This window comes from Halorubrum rubrum, from assembly GCF_024494685.1.
Taxonomy (GTDB): domain Archaea; phylum Halobacteriota; class Halobacteria; order Halobacteriales; family Haloferacaceae; genus Halorubrum; species Halorubrum rubrum.
In genome coordinates this window covers 204,691-220,824 of record NZ_JANHDM010000003.1, presented here as the reverse complement: position 1 = coordinate 220,824, position 16,134 = coordinate 204,691, and the positions used below count along the sequence as shown (strand labels likewise).

The following is a 16,134-nucleotide window of genomic DNA, read 5'->3' as shown; positions in this document are numbered from 1 at the left end:
AGCGACTACAGGAACTGCGCGAGGTGGAGGTTGTAGAACCGATAGAGCCCGGAGAGCCACGCGCAGAGCCAGAGGATCATGAACCCGGCGACGCCGACACGGAGCCGGCTCCGCCAGTGACCCATGTCCTCGTGGATCTCGTCGATGTCGACGTCGGGGTCCTCGTAGGCGTCGGCGTCCCGCTTGGCCTGGAAGATCCGGACGATCCCGGTGAGCGCGAACGTCAACAACGCGTACGCCTGAAGCCCGAAGAAGGCGTGGACCACCGCCCCGCCCGACAGCTGTCCGAGGATCCGCGGGAGCATCCAGGTCACGACGGGTACGGTCGTCAACAGGAGGCCGACGAGGATGTATCGCAAGTGGCGCGTCAACACGTTCCACGTCACCACTTCGGTGTCGATCATGATCCACGCGCCGTACAGGAGGAACGGGAGACTCGCCGTCACGGACAGCCCCGCCACCGCCGCGATCACCGACTCGTCGACCATGACTCCGACTTCGGTCTCGGGCGCGTAAAACTCCCCGATCCGCGGACGCACCGTCGGTTCGATCCACGGGCACGCGTCGGTTCACGATCGAGCCGTCGAGTCCCGACGAACCGTTCTCGGGGAGCGCCATCGGACGAAAAAGAGTTACCCTCCCGAGCGCGTACGTCCGGGCGATGGAGGACACCTCGACGCAGTCGGAGCCGGACGGTCCCGACGGGGAGGCCGTCGAGGGCGGGTCGGACCGGGAGGACGAGCGCGAGGGCGTCGACGATCCGGCCGTCGACGGCTCCGCGGATCGGGCCGATGGCGGGTCCGGTCGCGATGGTGCCCCCGGCGCTCCCACCGCCGGCGAGTCCGATTCGGACGGCGACCTCGCCGAGCTCCGCGAGCGGGTCGACGCCGAGTACGACTTCGACGACTTCGGGCCCGCGGACATGGCTCGGATGAGCGCCGAGGAGTGGAACGCCGCCTTCGATCCCGACACGTGGATCACCGGCCCGCGTCTGCTCGATCGCGTCGAGGACGAACTCAAGTCACGGATCGCCCGCCGAGAGGTGTTCGGGCTCTTAGAGCGCGTCCGCGAGGACGGCGAGGAGCGCGTGCTCGTCTACTCCGACGAGGGATACGCGATCGTCCGTCCGAGCGGAGAGGTGAGCGGCCGGGGGACGGTGCTCCGGGACGTGGAGCCGCTCGTCGCGCTCGCGGCGATGGAGGAGTACGACGTGGCCGACCCGCCCGAGGACTGGTCGCTTCCGCACCCCGAGACGGTTCCCGAGGGCTCCGGCGAGTTCGGCAATCTGATCATCCAGATCGTCGCGGCGGTTCAGGTGATCGCGGGCGTCGCCCTCCTCGTCGCGTCGCTCGTGATGGACCTCGGGAGCATCGTCGGTCCCGCGATGGGGATCGTGTTCCTGCTCGTGGGACTCTTCCTGTTCGCGATGGTCGCCAACGCGAGACTCTCCGATCGGTTCCGCTCGGAGGAGTACCGCGACCGGCTGCGCGCGCTCCGGGAGGCCGAGGAGCGACCGGAGTTCGTCCCGGTCGAGGGAGAGGCTCTAAACGAGGAGAGCGACGATCGGTGAAACGGTCGAATTCGGGGGTCTCAACCCCTCTTACTATCCGCCCACCGATCGACGATAGTCGGTGGGTTTAAGCGCACCCCGTCCTGAGTGAACCTGTATGAAAAGGCGGGAATTCGTGCGAACGGCCGGCGGCACGACCGCCGCGGCCGCGGCCTCGGCCGGTGTGACCGGAACGGCCGCCGCACAGGAGGTACAACCGGACTGGCCGAGCGGCGCGGCCGACGGAAACGGGGGGAATTACGAGGACCTCCGGGGTGAAAGCGAGGTGACCATCACGGTCGGCGCCGGTAGCGACGGGCTGGCGTTCGATCCCACTCTCGCGTGGGTCGACACGGGAACGACGATCACCTGGGAGTGGTCCGGCAGCGGTGGGGCTCACAACGTCGTCACCGTCGACGGACCGGCCTCCCTCGACAGCGGGGATCCCGTCGACGAGGAGGGAGAGACCTACGAGTACGAGACCACCGAGGAGGACGCCGGCATCACCCACTACCACTGCGTCCCTCACGACGCCGTCGGCATGCACGCCGGGATCGCCGTCGGCGAGGACGTCGAAACCGTCGAGACCGGCGGGGCGAACACCGGCTGGCCCGAGGACATCGCCGACGTCGGCATGCCGATCCACGCCCACTGGGTCGGCGTCTCCGCGGGCCTCGGGATCGTGCTTACCATGGTGTTCACCTTCTACATGCTGAAGTACGGCGAGTCCGCACACACCGGGCACGGGGGGAGCCGATGAGTTCGAGCGGCTCCTCGTACGGCGACATCCACCGGTACGAGCCCGCCAGAGAGAGTACCGCCGCCGCCATCGCCATCGTTCTTCTCACGGTGATCGAGGTCGTGTTCGTCTTCCTCTTCGTCTACGGGCTCATGTTCACGTGGGCGTCGACGGAGGCCGGAAACATGTTCATGGGCGCGCTGTTGGCCCTGATCTTTTTGGATCTCGCGTTCATTCTACTGTTGTACCGGAAGGAGTTCCTCCCCGACGTGATGATCGTCAAGAAACGCCGTCGGAAGTGGGAGGACCTCTACGTTCGCGAAGAGGAGAAGGACGGCGTGGAGCTGGAAACCGGCGACGCCTGGGAGACCGTCAAGCGGGCGGTGTACCCGTACTACAAGAAGTGATCAACCAATGAGCCTCAAAAAGACCGACGAGATGGACCACAACGCGTGGCTCAAGAAACAGGATCTGACGGCCATCGAGACCGCGTTCCTCACCACGCTCATCTGGGTCGACAAGCGGCTTCGCATCGTCGACTACCTCGAGCTGTTGGAGACGATGTACTACCGCGCGAACCTCCAGATGCCCAAGAGTCACACCGAACAGTACGACCTCGACAACAAGTTCTGGTACTGGTACCCGCTGTACTCGCTCGGGTCCCTCTCCATCATCGCCTACCTCGTCGCGGCGGTCTCGGGCGCGATGTTGGGCTTCTACTACTCCCCGTCGACGGCGGGAGCGGCCGCGCAGGGCGACCCGACGGCGGCGTACGACTCGGTCGTCCTGATCCTCAAGGACGTCCAGTTCGGGTTCATGCTTCGGTCGATCCACAGCTGGGCGGCCCAGTTCATGGTCGCGGCGGTGTTCCTCCACATGCTGCGCGTCTACTTCACCGGCGCGTACAAGGAGCCTCGCGAGGTCAACTGGATCCTCGGGGTCGTCCTGATCGGATTGACCCTCTTTTTCGGGTTCTCCGGGTACGTCCTCCCGTGGAAGCAGCTGTCCTTCTGGGCGGCACAGATCGGCGTCGAGATGGCGCTCGCGACCCCCATCGTCGGGGAGTGGGCGGCACAGCTCCTGTTCGGCGGGTTCACGCTCGGACAGGCGACGCTCGTGAGAATGTACATCCTGCACGTCTTCGTGTTGCCGTTCGTGGTGACGTCGCTCATCGCGCTCCACGTCGGCATCGTCTGGGTGCAGGGGATCGCGGAGCCGCACTAAGCCAATGACCGACGACAACGAACCCATGACGGACGGCGGAACCGACGAGGAAGCGCGCGCCGACGGCGGCCCGCCGGCGACGGTGCCGCCGGACGACGAGACCCCGACGTGGAGCGAGCGCAAGGAGCACTCCCAGGGGCTCGCCCAGCTCACTTATCAGTACTTCGAACGCTCGCGTCGCGAGGACGAGGACCTGCGCGCGGAGTCGACGTACGTCGAACGCGACGTGCTCGGCTTCCCTGCGTGGCCTCACGAGACGATCCGTAACCTCGCGATCACGAGCTTCTTCGTCGGGATGTTGATCTTCATCGCGGCGCTGATGCCGCCGCACTTCGGTCACCCGGCCAACCCCGGTTCGACGCCGGCGATCATCCTCCCGGACTGGTACCTCTACTGGTCGTTCGGGCTGTTGAAGCTCAACCCGCTCAACCCCGAGCTCGCGGTGCTCGACGGGAAGATCCTGCTCGGCAACGAGTTCCTCGGGATCATCGCGCACGGCATCGTCTTCGGGGCCATCGCGCTCGTGCCGTTCCTCAACAAGGGAAGCGCCCGGCGGCCGGTCGAGGAGCCGTTCTGGGCGGCCGTCGGCATGACCGGCGTCGTGCTGTCGCTTACGCTCGCCGCGCTCGCCATCCAGAACTTCTTCCCGTTCGGGCTCGACCTGCTCATCACGCTGACGTTCCTGCTGCCGGTGCTCTGCGGGATCATCACCTACGCCGTCCTGAAGACGATGCGGGAGGGGTACATGTACGACCTCAACCGTCGGTACTACATGCTCCGCCCGCCGAAGTAACGGTCGAAGACCCCCATCGTTCCCGTTTTCGTTTCCATGCCCGACACCGACGATACCGTCGACCGTGACGACCCGAACGATCACGAGGAGTACCAGGCGGTCGACGACACCGGCGATCCGATCGCCGTCGACGACGAGGCGGACCCGCGAAACGAGCCGGTCGGGCCGCGGATCGGGCCGAACGGTCGCGAGGTGGTCGTCCCGCTCCGACTGTACAAGACCGTCACCGCGCTCTCGACGCTGGCGGCCGTGGTGACGTATCTCGTTGGGTTCGTCCTCGTCGACGCCGCGACGCTTCAGGTGAGCGTCGTGCGCCGACTCATCGTCTTCGCGCTCGATAGCGTCGGGATCGGGCTCGCGGCCGACACGCTGACGGCGCTTCTCGCCATCGCCGGCGTCGGCTCCATACTGCTCGGAACGGCGGTGTACGTCCTCGGGACGCGGTTCCGCGCTCAGGGAATGGGAAAGCCTCAAGAGGACTCCAACGAAGGGTGATACAATGGCAGACGAGTTCATGAAAGGGCTGGTCCTGTTCGCCGTCGGGGGTCTCGGCTGGATCACCTTCGGCGCGTGGTACCGGACCCCCTCGTACTACGAGGTCGTTCAGCTGGTGAACGCGCCGGAGGGCGTCAGCACGGTGTACGGCGAGACCGCGGTACTCGTCGGCGACGTGCTCTACTGGTTGATGATCCTCGGCCCGATCACCTTCTGGATACTCATCCCGATCAGCCGGGAGCTTCGGGGCAGCATCGGCGACGACGCCGCGAACTGAGCGGGTCGAGCGAACCGAGCGAATGAACCGTCGTCCCGACGACCCCCCGCGTGAACGCCGGTCGGTGTGATTCGCGGATCGGACGACGACGGCTCCGTCGAAGGCGTCCCTTTGAGGCTGTTCTCGTCCGAAACGGCCGTTACGTTTTGAGGACAAGTGGCACGGTCGTTTCGACGGCGATCGGTGTGACCGAGGAGTGGTTCTTGCCGGGGAAAACACGTCCAAAGCCCCAGCCGCTCGGCTGTACGCAGTTGCCAGCGCGGTGACTACCGCCAAAGGCCCAGCCGTGACGACTCCTGCGCCTCTGGCAGCCGGCGGCAACGCCGCCGATGACTGCCCCGTTGAGTCTCATCCGACCGCGACCGCTCCGCGCCCCACCCCTCACCCTCGTCACCGGCGCGCCACCGTCCAAGCGATCGCTCGTCACGTCACCTGTAGAGAGCGTCCGCGAGCGGCGTCGTTCGAGAACGAGGAAGCGGAGTCCGGCGTACAGACTCGTTCCGACTCGGCGTCGTATGGCCGTCGGTTCGACGCTGCGCGATAAACCGCTTCGAGGACGACGGCGGTGAAAAGGGGCCGCTCGCTCAGGCGACGATCGCCTGGTTCCAGAACCCCTCGACGAGGAAGAACAGCGAGTAGTACGACGCGTACAACAGGACGAGCCCCGACGTGACGATGGCGCTTTTCGGGGCTTCGACGGTCATGTCGTTGCGGGCCTCGACGTTGCGGGCCTCGAACTCGAAGAGGTCCGCGATGATCATCGTCACGACCAGGAACGTGAGGATGGTCCCGCTTGTCGGCGCGTGGACCGCGAACAGGAAGCTCAACAGGGCGAGTCCGAAGTTCGTGAACACGTGCGGGCCGTACTGTTCGACCGCGTCTCCCTCCTCCGCCTGCTCCACGTGCCGTCCGTGTGCGAGGTGCCGAGTCGCCATGTTCGCGAGCGCCATCACGAGGATCGCGTACGGCAACGCCGGACCGACGGCCGACAGCCAGCCGAACGGAACGAGGAACTGCAGTGGATCCATACCGATCCCTCCGTTCACGAGTTATTAGAACCTTTCCGATCAGCGCTCGGTTTCGACCGGGATCGACGGGGAAGCTGCAGCGTCTCGACCCGGTCGACGACCTCGATTCGAACCGGCCGTCCGGGCGTCACGACCCCCCGGCGCTCGCCGTCGACGACGATCGAGACCGTCTCGGCGTCGCGGCGGATGGAGACCGTCACGCCCTCTCGAACGACCCACGTGTCGCTCCGGGTCGTGAACGGCGCGATCGGGACGACCGCGATCCCGCCCCCGGATTCGAGCAACGGCCCGCCGGCGGCGTTGGCGTAACCGTCACTCCCGAGCGGCGTCGCGACGACGACACCGTCGGCGCGGAACGCCACTTCGCGGTCGTCCGCGAGGTCGACCGCGTACTCCGAGATACGCGCCGGCTCGTCGGTGACGAACCCGACGTCGAAGGCGGACCGGTGAACCGTCTCCCCATCGATCTCGACGGCGAGGACGGGCTGTTCGACGCGTCGGGCGTCCCCGTCGAGGAGCTCGCGGACCGCGTCTCGGATGGCCGACGGATCGACCCCGTGCCGTCCCTCGAGGACGGGGAGGACGGGCGCGTCGACGCGGTCCTGCGGCGGGGAGTCGACGCGGGACGAGGGCGAGAGGACGCGGCGGTCCGGCGGCGCGGAAGCGAGGAGGGCGTCCCGGATCGCCTCGTCGCCCACGGCGACGACCGCGTCGGCGGCGGCGGGCTCGACGGTCCGGCCGCCGGCCGCGCGGACGGCACGCTCCACGCGGTCGGCGACGGACTCGTCCACGCCGACGACGGCGACGCGGGACACCGGATCTCCCATACGCGAGGGGTCCGCCGGCACGATAGAAAAACCCCCGGTTCCGATCGGCGCCGCCGGACCGCCGTCGGACGTCGGCGTATCGAGCGGGTTCTCCGCTTCCCGAACCCTCAAGCGGCGGCGCTCACATCGGTGAGCCATGACAACGTGGATCGGCGAGACGTTCGCAAGCGACGCGGGATGGGATCACCTCGAGACGCTCGTCGACATCGGAAACCGGATGGCCGGCAGCGACGGCGAACGCCGCGCCGCGGAGCGCACGCGCGACGCGCTCGAGTCGGTGGGCGCGCGGGACGCACGACTGGAGTCGTTCGACATCCAAGGGTGGACGCGCGGATCGTCGGCGGTTCACGCCGGCGACACGACACAGGACAGCATCGCGCTGCCGCGAAGTCCGTCCGGAGAAGTCACGGGCGAACTGGTCGACCTGGGCTACGGCCTCCCGGAGGACTTCGAGCGCGAGGCGATCGAGGGGAAGGTCGTGATGGCCGCCTCGAACGTCCCCGACTACTACGACCGGTTCATCCACCGGCGGGAGAAGTACTACTACGCCGTCGAGGGGGGCGCGGCTGCGTTCGTCTTCCGGAACCACGTCGAGGGGTGTCTCCCACCCACCGGAAGCGTCGGGACCGCGGAGGCTCCGATCGGCGACGTCCCCGCCGTGGGCGTCTCCAAGGAGGTCGGCTCCCGGCTTTCCCGACGATTCGAGGGAGCGGAGGTGACCGTCGAGGTCGACGCGGACGCCGGCGACGCGACCAGCCACAACGTCCACGCCGACCTCGGTCCCGACACCGAGGAGGCCGTCCTTCTGACGAGCCACGTCGACGCCCACGACATCGCCGAGGGCGCGGGCGACAACGGCGCGGGGACGGCGATCGTTCTCGAGGTCGCGAAGGCGCTCGCCGCGCGCGAGGCGGAGCTCGACACGCGGGTCCACTGTCTCGTGTACGGCGCGGAGGAGGTCGGGCTGGTGGGATCGAGCCACGACGCGGCCGAGCGCGACCACGACGCGGTCAAGGCGATCGTGAACAACGACGGCGTGGGTCGCGGCCGGACGCTGAAGTTCTACACGCACGGCTTCGACGACCTCGACGACGCCGCGGAGGCCGTCGCCGACCGCTTCGACCACCCCGCGGGCACCGTCCCGCGGTTGGGCCCACACAGCGATCACTGGCCGTACGTCCAGTGGGGCGTTCCCGGCTACCACGTGATGAGCGAGACCGGCGACGAGGGCCGCGGCTGGGGTCACACATTCGCCGACACGCTCGACAAGCTGGAGGTCCGGAACCTGCGCGAGCAGGCGATCCTGCTGACGGAGCTCGTCGTCGACCTGGCCGACGACGACACCGAGATCGACCGGCGCGAGCCCGAAGCGATCGCCGCCCAACTGGAGGAGGAGGACCTCGCCGAGGGCATGAAGATCATCGGCGACTGGCCGTACTGACGGGGGCGGCCGCGTCGGGCAGTCCGAGCCGGTTAGACGACCGGGACGAGCGGGAGGAGGACGGCCGCCTCGAACGTCGAGTCGTAGACGTGGTTCAAGAGGAGGTACGTGACGACGCCGAGGACCAGCGAGAGGAGCCACGCGCTCGCGGCGATCCGGCCGACCCGCGCGTGCGGAACCTCGTTCCTGAGTTCGCGTTCGGTGTGGGTGAGCCCGAGCAGCAGCGCGTAGAGGACGACCGGCACGGAGACCACGGAGAGCACGATGTGGACCGCGAGCATGATCAGGTACGCGTAGTAGGCCGGGTCGGGACCGACGAAGTACTTCGTGCCGCCGCCAGCGACCTTCGGGAGGTACATCCCGAGGAAGACGAGAATGAGCACGAAGGAGGTCGTCATCGCGGCGGCGTGCTTTTTCACCTCGTCGTTGCGGATCCAGTACCACCCGAGCGAGAGGGTGGTGATCGTCACGGTGTTGACGGCGGCGATCGCGTGGGCGAGTAGGTCGACCGTCCCGCGGGTCAGGTCCGGAAACAGCGCCTGGAACCCCGGAACGAGGAAGACGCCGCCGACGGCGGCGTACCCGACGACCGTGAGGAGGACGGTGAGCGCGCCGGCCGGCTCCGCGAGGCGGGCGCGCACGCTGGCGGCTGACATGCGATCGTATCGGGCCGGGACGCTAATCCGTCTTCGGGTTCCGACTCAGATCACGCCGGTCGCGGTCGCGACCTCGATCGCGGCCTCCTCGTTGATCCCGCCCTGGAGGATCGTGTAGCGGTCGCGGATCTCGTGGGCGCTCGTGAGTGCGGCGATCAGTTCCTCGTCGTCGATCCCGAGCTCCGCGGCGGTGGTCGGCGCGTCGAGTTCGGCGAGCGCGTCGCGGATCGCGGCCCACTCGCCGTTCTCGCCGCTGTGGAGGTACTCGGTCAGGATCGAGGCGACGCCGACCTGGTGGCCGTGGAGCGCCTTGCCGGGCGCGATCCGGTCGAGCTGGTGGGAGATGAGGTGTTCCGCGCCGGAGGCGGGCCGCGAGGAGCCCGCGATCGACATCGCGACGCCGGAGGAGACGAGCGCCTTCACGACCACCCACGACGACTCCTCTAACCCCGGCCGGATCATGTCGGCGTTCTCGACGAGCAGCTCTGCGGTCATCTCCGAGAGCGCGCCCGCGTACTCGCTGTACTCGACGTTCCGCAGGCGTCTGGCGAGTCGCCAGTCCTTCACGGCGGTGTAGTTCGAGATGATGTCCGCACAGCCCGCGGTGGTGAGCCGCCACGGGGCCTCCGCGAGCAGTTCGGTGTCGGCGACGACCGCGAGCGGCGGGTCGGCGGCCACCGAGTGGCGCGTGTCGCCCTCGGGGATCGATGAGCGACCGGAGACGATGCCGTCGTGAGAGGCGACGGTGGGCACGGAGACGAAGCCCACGTCGAGGTGGTCGGCCGCCATCTTCGCGGTGTCGATCGGCTTGCCGCCGCCTAAGGCGATCAGGTAGCCCGGATCCACCGCCTCCGCGGTCGCTTTCAGCTCCTCGACCGCGTCGAAGGAGGCCTCGTCGACGACGGCGGTCGCGGGGTCTCCGAACTGCGCGCGCACCCGGTCGCCGGCGATCTCGTTCGGCGTCGGACTGGTGACGATCAGCGGCCGTCCGGTGAGGTATAACTCGCCGACCGCCGTCCCGAGGTCGTCGACGACGCCGTGGCCCACGAGCACGTTCCGCGGGAGCTTGATCCACGTGGACTTCTCGAACATACGAGTCGCTCACGCCGGCGGGTGAAAGCCGTTGTCCATGCCGACGAGTACGGCCACGAGAGCGACGTCACCCGTCACCAGGTGAGGACCGTCGTCGCGGCGTCGTACAGGAAGTAGACGCCGAACCCGCCGAGCACGAGCGCCGAGCCGACGGCGACGACCGGACCGATCGCCTGAATGCGCTTCTCGGCCGCGGCGAGGCTCACGGGAAACAGCGTCACCCAGCTCAACACGCCGAGGAAGAACCCGCCGAGGAGCGCCGGCGACCCGGTCGAAACGACGAGCACGCCCGCGATCTCGCCGCCGACGACCGGCAGCGGGGCGAGGACGTCGAGCTCGCCGGGGCGCAACATCCCGACGCCGACCGTGAGCCAGAACAGCACCTGGAACGGGTTCGTCAGCGCCAGCGCCAGCGCCTTTTGGAACCCCTTCCCGTCCTCGACCATGGGGTCCGCGCCCGCGGTGGGCCGGAAGGAGGCGCGCGCGTCGCGGGCCGTTCCGACCGCGAAGTAGCACATCAGACAGCCGCCGACGCCGATCATGGCGGTCTGGAGCCGCGGAACGGACTGGACGAACGAGACGACGCCGAGGTACGCGAGGACGAAAAACAGGAAGTCGGCGGTCGCCGCGCCGAGGCCCGCGCGGGTGCCGGCCGACCACCCGCGGAGGACCGCCTCCTCGGCGATGACCGCGTTCATCGGGCCCGGCGGGGCCGCGAGCGCGAGCCCGAAGACCACGCCGACGAGGAGCGTTGCGACCGTGTTCACGTCAGCGTAGAGGACGGTTCGCGTGAAAAACCTCGCGGCCGAGGACGCCCTTCGCCGACGACGTCCGGATCCGCGACGGGACCGCCGCTACGACGACTCCGCGGGTTCCGCGGCCTCCTCCACGCGGATCGAGCGGGCGACCTCCGCCGGGAGGCTCTGTTCGCCCTCCGGCGTCCGGACGGTCACCATCCCGAACGGCGCGACGTCGACGATCTCGACCGTCGTTCCGGGGGTGATCCCGGCGTCGGCGAGGTACTCGAGCTCGTCGTCGTCGCGGTCGGAGACCCGCGTCACGACGACGCGGTCGCCCTCGGGGTGATCGGAGAGCCGCGGGCCGGTCCCCTCGTCGATGGGTTCGAGGTCCGCACCGGGGATCGGGTCGCCGTGGGGGTCGACGTCGGGGTCGCCGAGCGTGGCGGAGACGCGCCGTTCGAACTCCTCGGAGATGTGGTGTTCTAACGCGTCCGCCTCCGCGTGGACGTCGCTCCAGTCGTAGTCCAACTGGTCGGCGAGGAACGCCTCGAGGAGCCGGTGGTGTCTGACGATCTCGAGGGCGACCGCCTCGCCCTCCGCGGTGAGTTCGACCCCGTGATACGGCTCGCGGTCGACGAGTCCGCGGTCGGCCAGCTTGCCGAGCATGTCGGTCACGGTCGGCGGGGTCTTCTCGAGGTACTCGGCGATGGCGGACGTCGAGACGGGCGCGCCCTCTTCGGCCTGGAGGACGTAGATCGCCTTGAGGTAGTCCTCCATCACGTCGCTGAGCATTCACGCGAGTTTGCGCGAGGCGGGCCAAATACCTACCGGGACCCGCCGCGTCACGGCCGGTCCGTCGGAAGCCCCAGCGCGGCGAGGTCCACGTGTTCGCGGAGCAGGTCGGCCGCCCGGTCGACGGGAGTGCGAGCACGCGGATCCGCGTCCGGGGCGTCGGCGACCGTCGCTCCCGCGCCGCCGTTCGCGAGACCCGCGCTCTCGCGAACGCGGGCGAGAACGCTCCGCCGAACGGCCTCGTTCTCGAAGAGCCCGTGGAGGTAGGTCCCGAGGACGTCGCCCGCGGCCGCGCCGAGCTCGACGCCGGCCCGGTCGCCGTCGGGGTCCGAGAAGGGCGTGGCGAGGGTCGTCGTCGACGAGGCGTCCGGGACGTTCTCCCCCCTCTCCTCCCCCACCGGATCGACCCGCCGCGTCTCGCCCATGTGGATCTCGTAGCCGGCGACGTCGAGGTCGCCCCCACCGCTCGCTTTCGCTCCGCCGCCCGCTTTCGCTCCACCGACCGGATCCACGAGGTCGATCGCGTTCGGATCCAGTCGGAGATCGGCCGCGACGACCCGCTTTTCCGCGGAGAAGGCGGTCTCGACCGGGAGCAGTCCGAATCCCTCCACGACGTCGGGCGCGTCCGGGTCCGCGCTCTCGACGGCCGCGTTCGTGATCCGCTCGCCGAGCAGTTGGTAGCCGCCACAGAGCCCGACGACGGGCCCGTCGAACGCGCGGAGCGCGTCGTCGAACCCCGCGTCTCGACAGGCGCGGAGGTCGTCGACGGTGTTCTTCGTGCCGGGGATCACGACCGCGTCGGCGTCCGCGAGGGAGGAATCGAGCGGCACGAACGCGACGCGGACGCCCGGCTCGGTCGCGAGCGGCTCCACGTCGGTCGCGTTCGAGATCCGCGGGAGTCGGGGGACGGCGACGGTGACCGCCTCGGCCGGCGGGACGCCGTCGTCCGCGCCGAGGATCGCCCGCTCGCCCGGATCGGGGAGCGCGACGCTGTCCTCCTCGGGGAGTCCGGGGTCGTCGTGGGGGATCACGCCGAGGACGGGGACGCCGGTCCGCTCCTCGAAGGCGTCGATGCCCGGATCGAGCAGGCTCCGATCGCCGCGGAACTTGGTGATGGCCGCGCCGACGACGCGGTCGCGCAGGTCCGCGGGAAGCAGTTCGAGCGTGCCGACCAGCGCGGCGAAGACGCCGCCGCGCTCGATGTCGGCGACGAGGAGTATCTCCGCGCCTCCAGACGGCTCCGTCTCCTCCGACGGATCTCGGTCCTCGAAGAGCCGCGCCGTCTCCACGTTCGCGAGGTCGCGGTCGTGGAGGTTGATCTCGGCGATCGAGCCCGCCCCCTCCGCGACGATCACGTCGTGAGCGGCGGCGAGCCGGCGGTGGGCGGCCGCCGCGGCCTGGCGGGCCTCCGCCCACCGGCCGCCGTAGTAGTCCGCCGCCGAGGCGTGTGCGACCGCCCGACCGTTCACCACCAGCTGGCTCTCGCCCTCGCCGCGGGGCTTGAGGAGGACCGGGTTGTGGTCCGTCTCGGGGCCGACGCGGGCGGCCCGCGCCTGGACGTACTGGGAGATCCCCACCTCGCCGAACGCCGCGTCGACGCCCGCGCCGGGCGAGACGGGGACGGCCCGCGCGTTGTTCGACATGTTCTGGGCCTTGTACGGCGCGACGGCGACGCCCGCGTCCGCGAGGTGGCGACAGAGCCCGGCGGCGACCGTGGACTTGCCGACGTGTGAGGCGGTGCCCGCGACGAGGAGCGTGCGGGCGGCGGCGTGGGGGTCGTCGGTCATTCCCCGAATCACCCGCCGACGTCGGAGACGTGACCCGTGTCGGATCCCGGCCGCTCCGCGATCCGCGCGGCGAGTTCGCGGGCGGCCGCGACGTGATCGTCCGCCTCGTCGTCGCCGGTCCCGTCGATCGCCGCGAGCAGTTCCCGGATCTCGGCGGCGCGGTCGACGGCAATCGACTCCTCGAGATCGCCGGCTGTGAGTTCGGCCGCGAGCGCCTGTGCCTCCCCGAGATACCAGCCGGCCTCCCGCTCGACCGGAAGCGTCTCGGTTGCGACGAGATGGTCGTGAAGCGCCGTCGCGGGCTCGGCTTCCGCGTCCTCGGAGCCGGGGTCGGCTCCGTCACCGCCGGCCCGGCCTCCGCTCCCGTCCGATCCGTCGACCATCAGTACTCCGTCCCCTTGCGGGCGCGCTGGCCCGCGTCGATCGGGTGTTTCTCCTTGCCGACATGGGTGATCAGGTCCGCGGCGTCCTCGAGGTACGCCGGCCGCTCGTGGCTCCCCGTGAGCACGAGTTCGAGCCCGTCGGGCTTCCGGTCGATCAGGTCGAGCACCTCCTCGGGTTCGATCAGACCGCGGTCGGCGGCGTAGAGGACCTCGTCGAGGATCAGCATGTGGACGCCGGCGTCGGGCTCGGCGTCGAGCGGGATCGGGGCGTCGAGGTCGGCGTCGGCCGCGGCGTCGACGAGACCGCGGGCGCGGTCGAGCCCCGCCCGCGCGTCCCGCTCGTGGTCGTCGTCCGCGGAGCCGTCCGCCATCCCGTGCCAGCCGTAGTGGCCGGTGTTCTCGAAGGAGAAGCCTGGCAGCGCCCGGATCGCGTTGTACTCGCCGCGGACGGCCTCCACGGAGTCCGCACCGCCCTTCATGAACTGGAGCATGTGAACGCGGTGGCCGTGGCCGACCGCGCGAGCGCCCATCCCGAACGCGGCGGTCGTCTTCCCCTTCCCGTCGCCCCACCAGGCCTGGACGAGCCCGAACTCCTCGGGCGCGCTCGCCTCGATCGGGTCCGCGTCTGGCGCGATCCCGCGACCGGGAGTGTTCCGCCGGACCGCGTCCCCGTCGCCCGTCGTCGGCTCGTCCGTTCTCCGCCCATCCGTCTCCTCCTCGTCCGCCGTCCGCTCGGTCGTCTCGTCGGTCATACCGACCCCTCGGCGTCGACGCCCTTGAATCGGGGCGGTCCGCGTCGGGGGGCTTCGCGACGGGGCGGTCCGCAGCGAAGCGATCCGCGACGGGCGATCTGTGGCGAGGCGATCCGCGCCGAGGCGCTCGCCGGACGCTCACTCGTCGTGGATGAACACCAGTCGCCGGTCCTCGGTGTTACAGATACAGAGTTCGATCCCGTCCCTGGTCGCGCCGATCCGCTGCCAGCCGTGGTCGCTGACGAACAGCGTCTGGAACACGCCCAGGTCACACTTCGGGTTCGGACAGCCGACGCCGGCCGCGTTCTTGTACACCGTCGTGCCGCCGCCGGAGCTCTGCCGGACCAGCCCGTCGGTCAGCGAACGGAACTCCTCGGCCGACATCGCTCCCGCCGTGTCATCCTCGCTCATGGACTCGGATTCGCGGCAACAGTATAAAAACGACCCGCCGATCGAGCGGATCGACGTCCGCGGCCGATCAGTGACCCCACCGCCGGCCGTCCTCGTCGTACCGGGCGTCCGTGATCCGGTCGTGTCGGTCCGCCGTGATCGACACCTCGGCGGCCCCGAGGTTCTCCTCCAGTTGGTCGACCGTTCGCGCGCCGACGATGGGGACGCAGGTGAACGACTCCTGGTCCATGAGCCAGCGAAGCGCCACCTGCGCGGGGGTGGCGTCGACCTCGTCGGCGACCGCGCGGACCTCCTCGAGCACCTTCCAGCCGCGCTCGGAGAGGTAGAAACGCTCGAACCGCTCGTCGAAGCTCCCGCGGGAGCCGTCGGGGGCCCGCACCGACTTCGGGTCGTCCGGGTCCGCGCGGGTGTACTTGCCCGTGAGGAAGCCGCCGGCGAGCGGCGAGTACGGGCACACCGCCAGATCCTGGTCGGCCGCGACCGCGAGGTACTCCTCGACGTCCTCGTAGTAGCCGGCGTGAAACAGCGGCTGGGTCACCTCGAAGCGCTCGTAGTCGTTCACGTCGGACTCCCAGAGCGCCTTCGTGAGCTGCCAGGCCGCCATCGTCGACGCGCCGAGGTAGTTCACCCGCCCCGACTCGACGAGCCCGTCCAGCGCCGACAGCGTCTCCTCGATCGGCGTCCCCTCGTCCCACCGGTGGATGTAGTACAGATCGAGGTAGTCGGTGCCGAGCCGGTCGAGCGTCCCCTCGATCTGGTTCCGGATGTGGGTCCGCGAGAGCCCGGAGCCGTTCGGGTGGGAGTCGTCGAAGCCGAAGTACACCTTCGAGGCGAGCACGTACTTCTCGCGGTCGCGCTCCGCGAGCCAGTTTCCGATATACTCCTCACTCGTCCCGTTCGGGTCGCCGTAGACGTTCGCGGTGTCGACGAAGTTGCCGCCGCGGTCGGCGAACGCGTCGAGGAGCCGGTGTGCCTGCTCCTCGTCCGTCTCGAGGACGCCTCCGGTCTTCCGCCCGAACCGCCACGTGCCGAAACAGAGCTCCGAGACCCGCGTTCCCGTCGACCCCAGTCGTCGGTAGTCCATGCGAACCGATCCGCGCCCCGAACCAAAAGGATGGCTTCCCGAGCCGACGAGACCGATCTCCCCT

General features: G+C 69.3%; 20 protein-coding genes. 8 read left to right on the top strand and 12 right to left on the bottom strand.

What is annotated here, in order from left to right:
- Positions 1 to 5: 5 nt before the first annotated feature.
- Positions 6 to 488, bottom strand: a complete 483-nt coding sequence (locus tag NO889_RS05395) for a DUF7321 family protein (protein ID WP_256411249.1) — start codon at positions 486 to 488, stop codon at positions 6 to 8.
- Between the two features lie 173 nt (positions 489 to 661).
- On the opposite strand from NO889_RS05395, the gene NO889_RS05390 reads away from it, so the two are divergent.
- From NO889_RS05390 to NO889_RS05360, 7 genes are all read left to right on the top strand, one after another.
- Positions 662 to 1,570, top strand: a complete 909-nt coding sequence (locus NO889_RS05390) for a DUF308 domain-containing protein (RefSeq protein ID WP_256411248.1) — start codon at positions 662 to 664, stop codon at positions 1,568 to 1,570.
- Positions 1,571 to 1,667: 97 nt separating this feature from the next.
- Positions 1,668 to 2,309: a halocyanin domain-containing protein gene (locus tag NO889_RS05385; RefSeq protein WP_256411247.1), complete on the top strand. Its 642-nt coding sequence runs from the start codon at positions 1,668 to 1,670 to the stop codon at positions 2,307 to 2,309.
- The gene (locus tag NO889_RS05380) at positions 2,306 to 2,695 is read left to right on the top strand and encodes a DUF7318 family protein (protein WP_256411246.1); all 390 of its coding nucleotides are present in this window, start codon (positions 2,306 to 2,308) and stop codon (positions 2,693 to 2,695) included. Before NO889_RS05385 ends, NO889_RS05380 begins: the two co-directional genes overlap by 4 nt.
- Positions 2,696 to 2,702: 7 nt before the next feature.
- On the top strand, positions 2,703 to 3,512 hold the full coding sequence (locus NO889_RS05375; protein WP_256411245.1) for a cytochrome b: 810 nt from the start codon (positions 2,703 to 2,705) through the stop codon (positions 3,510 to 3,512).
- Positions 3,513 to 3,516: 4 nt separating this feature from the next.
- Positions 3,517 to 4,305: a cytochrome b family protein gene (locus NO889_RS05370; protein ID WP_256411244.1), complete on the top strand. Its 789-nt coding sequence runs from the start codon at positions 3,517 to 3,519 to the stop codon at positions 4,303 to 4,305.
- Between the two features lie 36 nt (positions 4,306 to 4,341).
- Complete coding sequence (locus tag NO889_RS05365; protein ID WP_256411243.1) at positions 4,342 to 4,800, top strand: DUF7315 family membrane protein; 459 nt, start codon at positions 4,342 to 4,344, stop codon at positions 4,798 to 4,800.
- 4 nt (positions 4,801 to 4,804) lie between these two features.
- Complete coding sequence (locus NO889_RS05360; protein ID WP_256411242.1) at positions 4,805 to 5,077, top strand: DUF7314 family protein; 273 nt, start codon at positions 4,805 to 4,807, stop codon at positions 5,075 to 5,077.
- 584 nt (positions 5,078 to 5,661) lie between these two features.
- Here NO889_RS05360 and NO889_RS05355 read toward each other — a convergent pair.
- Positions 5,662 to 6,105, bottom strand: coding sequence for a DUF7313 family protein (locus tag NO889_RS05355; protein ID WP_256411241.1), 444 nt, complete (start codon positions 6,103 to 6,105; stop codon positions 5,662 to 5,664).
- 14 nt (positions 6,106 to 6,119) lie between these two features.
- Entirely contained in the window at positions 6,120 to 6,932 is an 813-nt protein-coding gene (locus NO889_RS05350; protein WP_256411240.1) for an NAD(+)/NADH kinase, read from the bottom strand.
- Between the two features lie 136 nt (positions 6,933 to 7,068).
- On the opposite strand from NO889_RS05350, the gene NO889_RS05345 reads away from it, so the two are divergent.
- Positions 7,069 to 8,373, top strand: a complete 1,305-nt coding sequence (locus NO889_RS05345; RefSeq protein WP_256411239.1) for a M28 family peptidase — start codon at positions 7,069 to 7,071, stop codon at positions 8,371 to 8,373.
- A 32-nt stretch (positions 8,374 to 8,405) separates the two neighbouring features.
- On the opposite strand, the gene NO889_RS05340 is transcribed toward NO889_RS05345, so the two are convergent.
- From NO889_RS05340 to NO889_RS05300, 9 genes are all read right to left on the bottom strand, one after another.
- Positions 8,406 to 9,029, bottom strand: a complete 624-nt coding sequence (locus NO889_RS05340; RefSeq protein ID WP_256411238.1) for a DUF420 domain-containing protein — start codon at positions 9,027 to 9,029, stop codon at positions 8,406 to 8,408.
- Between the two features lie 45 nt (positions 9,030 to 9,074).
- A complete protein-coding gene (locus NO889_RS05335) occupies positions 9,075 to 10,121 on the bottom strand; it encodes an NAD(P)-dependent glycerol-1-phosphate dehydrogenase (RefSeq protein ID WP_256411237.1) in 1,047 nt (348 codons plus the stop codon).
- Positions 10,122 to 10,195: 74 nt separating this feature from the next.
- Complete coding sequence (locus tag NO889_RS05330; RefSeq protein WP_256411235.1) at positions 10,196 to 10,888, bottom strand: LysE family translocator; 693 nt, start codon at positions 10,886 to 10,888, stop codon at positions 10,196 to 10,198.
- An 87-nt stretch (positions 10,889 to 10,975) separates the two neighbouring features.
- Positions 10,976 to 11,653, bottom strand: a complete 678-nt coding sequence (locus tag NO889_RS05325) for a metal-dependent transcriptional regulator (RefSeq protein WP_256411234.1) — start codon at positions 11,651 to 11,653, stop codon at positions 10,976 to 10,978.
- A 50-nt stretch (positions 11,654 to 11,703) separates the two neighbouring features.
- Positions 11,704 to 13,440, bottom strand: coding sequence for a cobyric acid synthase (locus NO889_RS05320; protein WP_256411233.1), 1,737 nt, complete (start codon positions 13,438 to 13,440; stop codon positions 11,704 to 11,706).
- Positions 13,441 to 13,448: 8 nt separating this feature from the next.
- Positions 13,449 to 13,823 (bottom strand): DUF8152 family protein, encoded by a 375-nt coding sequence (locus tag NO889_RS05315; protein WP_256411232.1) that lies wholly within the window; start codon positions 13,821 to 13,823, stop codon positions 13,449 to 13,451.
- Complete coding sequence (locus NO889_RS05310; protein WP_256411231.1) at positions 13,823 to 14,575, bottom strand: cob(I)yrinic acid a,c-diamide adenosyltransferase; 753 nt, start codon at positions 14,573 to 14,575, stop codon at positions 13,823 to 13,825. The genes NO889_RS05315 and NO889_RS05310 overlap by 1 nt, the downstream gene beginning before the upstream one ends.
- Positions 14,576 to 14,713: 138 nt before the next feature.
- Positions 14,714 to 14,986 (bottom strand): DUF7385 family protein, encoded by a 273-nt coding sequence (locus NO889_RS05305; protein ID WP_256411230.1) that lies wholly within the window; start codon positions 14,984 to 14,986, stop codon positions 14,714 to 14,716.
- Between the two features lie 67 nt (positions 14,987 to 15,053).
- Positions 15,054 to 16,070, bottom strand: coding sequence for an aldo/keto reductase (locus NO889_RS05300; RefSeq protein ID WP_256411229.1), 1,017 nt, complete (start codon positions 16,068 to 16,070; stop codon positions 15,054 to 15,056).
- Positions 16,071 to 16,134 lie beyond the last annotated feature (64 nt).